The 349-nt window shown below is 49.3% G+C and carries 1 protein-coding gene; it reads right to left on the reverse strand.

All coding sequences use genetic code 11. From position 1 onward, the window contains the following. Positions 1-283 (reverse strand): hypothetical protein (locus AC1RPN_RS08675; protein ID WP_481763789.1); only part of this gene is annotated, 283 nt, incomplete at its 3' end. Positions 284-349: the final 66 nt, after the last annotated feature.

Below are 349 nucleotides of genomic sequence, written 5' to 3' on the forward strand. Positions count from 1 at the left end.
CGGCAGTAACTTGATCGCTAGCCTGCATGCCCGGTTCGTTCAGACCGACGTGAGCAAAGAACACGGGCTCTTCGCGAATCTGGGAGATAAGCTTCTTAGCGGGTATGGCTCGCGAACTTGATGCATTGCGCGAGAATACACGGTGTGTCATGAACTCGGCATGAATGTAGCGCGGATACTTCAATTGGAAGGTGATCAGGTCCGTTCCGGACTTCGACGAGCGTGAGTGCTCGATCACACGTACTTCAGAAACTTTGCCGTGAAACACTTGGTTGTTTTGCATGCACTACTCTTCAGGTTTATGAAAACTACTATTTACTGCGCTTGAAACTAATGACCGAACTTAGGT

Source organism: Dellaglioa sp. CoH-57-MRSF-20 (assembly GCF_056781955.1).